This window comes from Pseudorhizobium tarimense, from assembly GCF_022968135.1.
GTDB lineage: Bacteria > Pseudomonadota > Alphaproteobacteria > Rhizobiales > Rhizobiaceae > Neorhizobium > Neorhizobium tarimense.
This window is the reverse complement of sequence record NZ_JALJRA010000046.1, coordinates 1-4,355: the sequence shown is the minus strand read 5'-3', so window position 1 is coordinate 4,355 and position 4,355 is coordinate 1. Positions and strand designations below refer to the sequence as shown.

General features: G+C 60.2%; 4 protein-coding genes, 1 tRNA gene and 2 pseudogenes. 5 read left to right on the top strand and 2 right to left on the bottom strand.

Annotated features, from left to right (window positions below; genetic code table 11):
- From MUU54_RS24390 to MUU54_RS24370, 5 genes and pseudogenes are all read left to right on the top strand, one after another.
- Positions 1-234 (top strand): response regulator (locus tag MUU54_RS24390; protein WP_512700477.1); only part of this gene is annotated, 234 nt, incomplete at its 5' end.
- Positions 235-985: 751 nt separating this feature from the next.
- Positions 986-1,408, top strand: a pseudogene (locus MUU54_RS25235) (hypothetical protein); the annotation flags it as partial.
- A gap of 306 nt (positions 1,409-1,714) precedes the next feature.
- Positions 1,715-2,131, top strand: coding sequence for a hypothetical protein (locus MUU54_RS24380; protein WP_247246520.1), 417 nt, complete (start codon positions 1,715-1,717; stop codon positions 2,129-2,131).
- Positions 2,132-2,143: 12 nt separating this feature from the next.
- Positions 2,144-2,584, top strand: a complete 441-nt coding sequence (locus MUU54_RS24375; RefSeq protein WP_247246519.1) for a hypothetical protein — start codon at positions 2,144-2,146, stop codon at positions 2,582-2,584.
- A gap of 118 nt (positions 2,585-2,702) precedes the next feature.
- A tRNA-Thr gene (locus tag MUU54_RS24370) sits at positions 2,703-2,777 on the top strand.
- Positions 2,778-2,858: 81 nt separating this feature from the next.
- Here the strand turns inward: MUU54_RS24370 and MUU54_RS25170 are convergent.
- The gene (locus MUU54_RS25170; RefSeq protein WP_354532497.1) at positions 2,859-3,107 is read right to left on the bottom strand and encodes a PilZ domain-containing protein; all 249 of its coding nucleotides are present in this window, start codon (positions 3,105-3,107) and stop codon (positions 2,859-2,861) included.
- A gap of 224 nt (positions 3,108-3,331) precedes the next feature.
- Positions 3,332-4,278 (bottom strand): annotated as a pseudogene (locus MUU54_RS24365) (IS256 family transposase); the annotation flags it as partial.
- Positions 4,279-4,355 lie beyond the last annotated feature (77 nt).

Genomic DNA, 4,355 nt, shown 5'->3' with positions numbered 1-4,355 from the left:
CTGGCGGTCCTCGACATCAACCTCGGTGGGGAGCGGAGCTTTCCGGTCGCTGAGATCCTGCGCAACCGCGGCGTGCCTTTTATGTTCAGTACCGGGTACGGAAGGAACGGTTTGCCTGCTGAGCTCTCCGATGCTCCCGTGCTGAGCAAGCCCTTCTCTCCAAAGGAACTAGAGGAAACGCTGTCGTCTGCCCTCGCGGTCTCTCAACTGGCATTCAAAAGCTCGTTATCGTGAGCTTCTCCGCTATGGACAAGACAAGGATCAAGATCGCGCCGGCAGCCCAAGAGCCTGCTCTGTGGGCGCATGTGGCGGTATCCGCAATCACATGGGTTACCATAGTCAGCCTTGGCCTCGGCTTCACGCTAGCGCTGATGACGGCAGTCCTGGCGAACCAAGCGGCACTCCACAGACAGTTCTGTTATGAGATTGATTATCTCACGCCGTTGCTGGATGGGATACCGGGACTGAGCCAGTATCTTGCTCCTCCAAACTTACGTCAATCTTCAGTTGTGCCCTAGCGTTGAAGCCTCCGACGGTGAGGCGGCTCTATGTGAAAGGCAACTTCCGCGTTGGCAGCGGCCATTCCCTGCTGAATGACCGGTGAGAGCTGCATCAGGGCCAGAAATCAACCAGAGAGATCGCGGCCGCAGTTGCGAACGCAAAAATGCTATCCTTCCCCCGTGCGCACTTGCAACAACGGAGGGTGGCCAGGTCTAATCGATGGAATGACCTGCGCTCGCACGTTCGGGCCAAGCGACCGCCATTGATGCAGGACAGTGGTGAGGGAGCCCGCCCTCCGCAGCTGCTTCTGAACACATCTTGGGTCGCACGGCTCCCAATCCGTTCCCACCCTCCCCGGCATCAGACTTAGGTCTTAACGCTCGTGCGACTGAAGCCTCAGGCGGGAACAGGGGTCACGGCTAGGTGTTCCGTTTGCAGCTCCGGCATTCGACCAGGGCGTATGAAAAATCAGGAGGAAACACCCATGAAGTTTGTGACCCCACTTGCACTTGCGACGGCGTTGCTCGCCGGGACGACGCTTTCAGCTTACGCTCAGACTAGTAGCACCGTCGGAACCGGTGGCACGAGCGCGGGCGGCGGGACCTCCAGCAGCACAATCGGCACAGGCGGCAGCTCTGCTGGGACCACAGATTGTGCTCCGGGCGCCACCGATTGTGGTTCTGGCTCTGCATCCACCCTTGGTACCGGGGGTTCATCGGCAGGTGGTGGCACGACCAGCAGCTCCGTCGGCACTGCCGGCTCGGCGGCTGGCTCCGGTGACGGTTCGGGATCTGCCTCCACGCTCGGCACCGGCGGAACCTCGGCCGGCGACGGCACGTCGAGCAGCTCTGTCGGCACCGGTGGATCCGCTGCCGGATCCAGCGATGGCGCCGGCTCTGCTTCGACGCTCGGCACGGGTGGCACCTCGGCCGGCGGCGGCACTTCGAGCAGCTCTGTCGGCACCGGTGGATCCGCTGCAGGCTCGGCAAGCGGTTCCGGGTCGGCCTCCACGCTTGGCACCGGTGGCACGAGCGCCGGTGGCGGAACCTCCAGCAGCTCTGTCGGAACTGCCGGAAGCGCTGCTGGCGCGGCTCAGGACGACGTGAGCAACAAGGACTGCCCTCCTGGCCAGGCCAAGAAGGACGATGGCAGCTGCTAACAAGTCTCTGGTTGGTTCCGGGTCACCGGGACCAACCTCTCCAGGGAGGAGATCATGACGTTATTCCATAGAGTTTTGGGTCAGCCGCTTGCCTTGCCGCTCATCCTGGTCGCCGGCATCGCGGTCGCCGCGTCATCCGAGCAGGTGACGCTGGAGGACGGCACCACCTGCACGATCATCCACAGCGACAACAGCGAGGCTGGTGCTGCAGGCGGTCTATCCTCGTCCGTCACTGTGGGTGGCGGCAAGGTCACGTCCTCGACAAGCGTCGGCGGCCAAACCAGCACGACGACGACCGGCGCGGGATCAACGTCATCCACTGCCGGTTCATCAGCCTCAAGTGGGACGACATCCAGTTCCAGCTCGTCCGGCGGTCACGCCTTTTCCACCGCGAGCATCGTCCAGCCAGACGGAACGATCATCACCCGTCGGTCAGACGGCACCTGCGACATCACGAAACCGACGAAGTGAAAGGGATCTATCATGTATCGAACGAGCCTCCTTGCATCTGCAGCGGCGTTTGCCCTCATCGGCCTGTCTCCGGCACAAGCTCAAGAATGTGACGCGGCGGGAACGGTAGGAACAGGCGGAAGCGCTGCGGCTGACGGGACATCGGCAAGCACGATTGGAACAGCCGGCGCTTGCGTGACCGACGACGGGACCACCGCCTCGATTGCATCGGGCGGCAGTGCCGCTGCTGCCGCCGGCAAAACGCAGAGCCGCACGAAGATCAACGAGAACCCGAACCAGTTGAAGGCCCAATCCAAGGCTCAGGCGATGGACCAGGGCACCTTCAGCAAATCGCAGACCAAGACGCGCGTAAAGGACGGCGAACTTCAGAGCCGGACCCGCACAATGTCGCATGTGCCCGGGGAGAAGCCGTCGAAGGATCGCACAGACAGCAATGTGATCCTTCCTGATTAGAATAAGACGCTTGTACGGCTCAATCAAGAAGCCCGATTAGGCGGGTCCCGTTTGGCCGTTAACCACTGCCCGAAAACTGACTTGATGCAAGCCAACGGGCGTGACATTGGCGGGCTCTGCCCTTGTAGCTCAATGTCAGAGCAACTGCTTCGTTTGCAGGAGATCCAGGTTCAATTCCTGAGCGAGGGCACCATTAGAAGTATTAGTAGTGGCGCGTACGGGTCTAAATGCGCCATCGCCTCGTCAGAAAAAGGGTCGGCTAAGGACGTAGCACTCAATCGAGCAATCTGAGCCCAACCTCGTTCTGCCTTCGCCATCTGACAGAGCATCGGCGGGTGGAGCCATCGGGATATTCGATGATGGCTTCCTCCGGCAGATCGATGCCCGTTTCAGTGATCACCTTCAGACCTTTCTCGGCGACGTTGCTGACGGCGCAGTCTAGAATTAGGCCATCAACGAGCAGACGTCCGCTCCATACTTGGATATTTCGCGGGTTCCGCCTGCGATCTGGGCTCTGTTTCATCGATTGCTCCGTGCTCCGCCCTTGTGCCGTACAAATCTAAACAGCAGCTTTCCCGAAATGATAGCATCTTAACTTCTGTGCTCGTTGAACGAGGGAGACCTTTTCGCATCAAAAACAGTTCATTGCGATTAGGCGAGCGCGTTGGGTGCGACGGGGTCGATCGTGCCCCTTTGGGTGTAGGTGACGGCATTGGTCGCCGCACTCTCCGGCATTGGCCGGGCAGATCAGCCTGCCACTGCGGGCAAACTGATGAGCGGATCATCGCTCGTTTGGCCGATGGTTTCCAGCGTCATGTAACGAGCCCGTTGTACGGCCCACTCGTCATTGGCCTCTAGCAACAATGCGCCAACAAGTCGGACGATTGCGTCGTCGTTGGGAAAGATACCGACGACATCGGTGCGCCGCTTTATCTCGCCATTTAGACGTTCGATTGGATTTGTAGAGTGCAACTTGGCCCAATGCTGCCTGGGAAAGCTCATGTAGGCGAGGACGTCGTGTTCGGCTTCATCCATGATTGCCGCGAGCTTAGGGACCTTGGGGCGGATCTGGTCGGCAACAGTGCGCCATTGGGCACTCGCAGCCTCGGGTGTCTCCTGGGCAAAGGCTGTGCCAATGAAGGCTGAGACGACGCGTCTGCCGCTCTTGCCTGCGTGCGCCAGGACATTGCGGGCAAAGTGAACCCGGCATCTTTGCCAGGTGGCGCACAGGACCTTGGAAACAGCAGCCTTTACGCCTTCGTGAGCATCGGAGATAACCAGCTTGACGCCACGCAGGCCTCGCCGCGTCAGCTTGCGCAGGAACTCGGTCCAGATTGGTTCTGCCTCCGACGTGCCGACCTCCATGCCAAGCACCTCACGGCGGCCGTCCGTGTTGACGCCGACCGCAATGATGCCGCGACGGACACGATGCGTCCGCCGCGACGCACCTTCAGGTAGGTGCCGTCCACCCAAAGATATGGCCAGTCACCTTCAATAGGCCGCTCGAGGAAAGCATTGACCTTATCGTCGATCTCCTCGCAAAGTCGCGATACCTGGCTTTTGGACACTCCGCTCATACCCATCGCTTTGACGAGATCATCAACCGAACGGGTCGAGATCCCTTGGATGTATGCTTCTTGGATCACGGCCGTCAGGGCCTTCTCTGCCATGCGGCGTGGCTCGAGAAAGGTCGGTGTCAAGCGAAGTGAAGATTTGACCCCGTAGGCGAAACGAAGAACTGACCCCCTTCATTGATTTGTTGGTTCGCTTG

Bases quoted from the DNA above. Each gene is read 5' to 3' on its own strand.
- MUU54_RS24380 (WP_247246520.1), top strand. From the start codon at position 1,715: ATGACGTTATTCCATAGAGTTTTGGGTCAGCCGCTTGCCTTGCCGCTC.
- MUU54_RS24375 (WP_247246519.1), top strand. From the start codon at position 2,144: ATGTATCGAACGAGCCTCCTTGCATCTGCAGCGGCGTTTGCCCTCATC.
- MUU54_RS25170 (WP_354532497.1), bottom strand. From the start codon at position 3,107: ATGAAACAGAGCCCAGATCGCAGGCGGAACCCGCGAAATATCCAAGTA.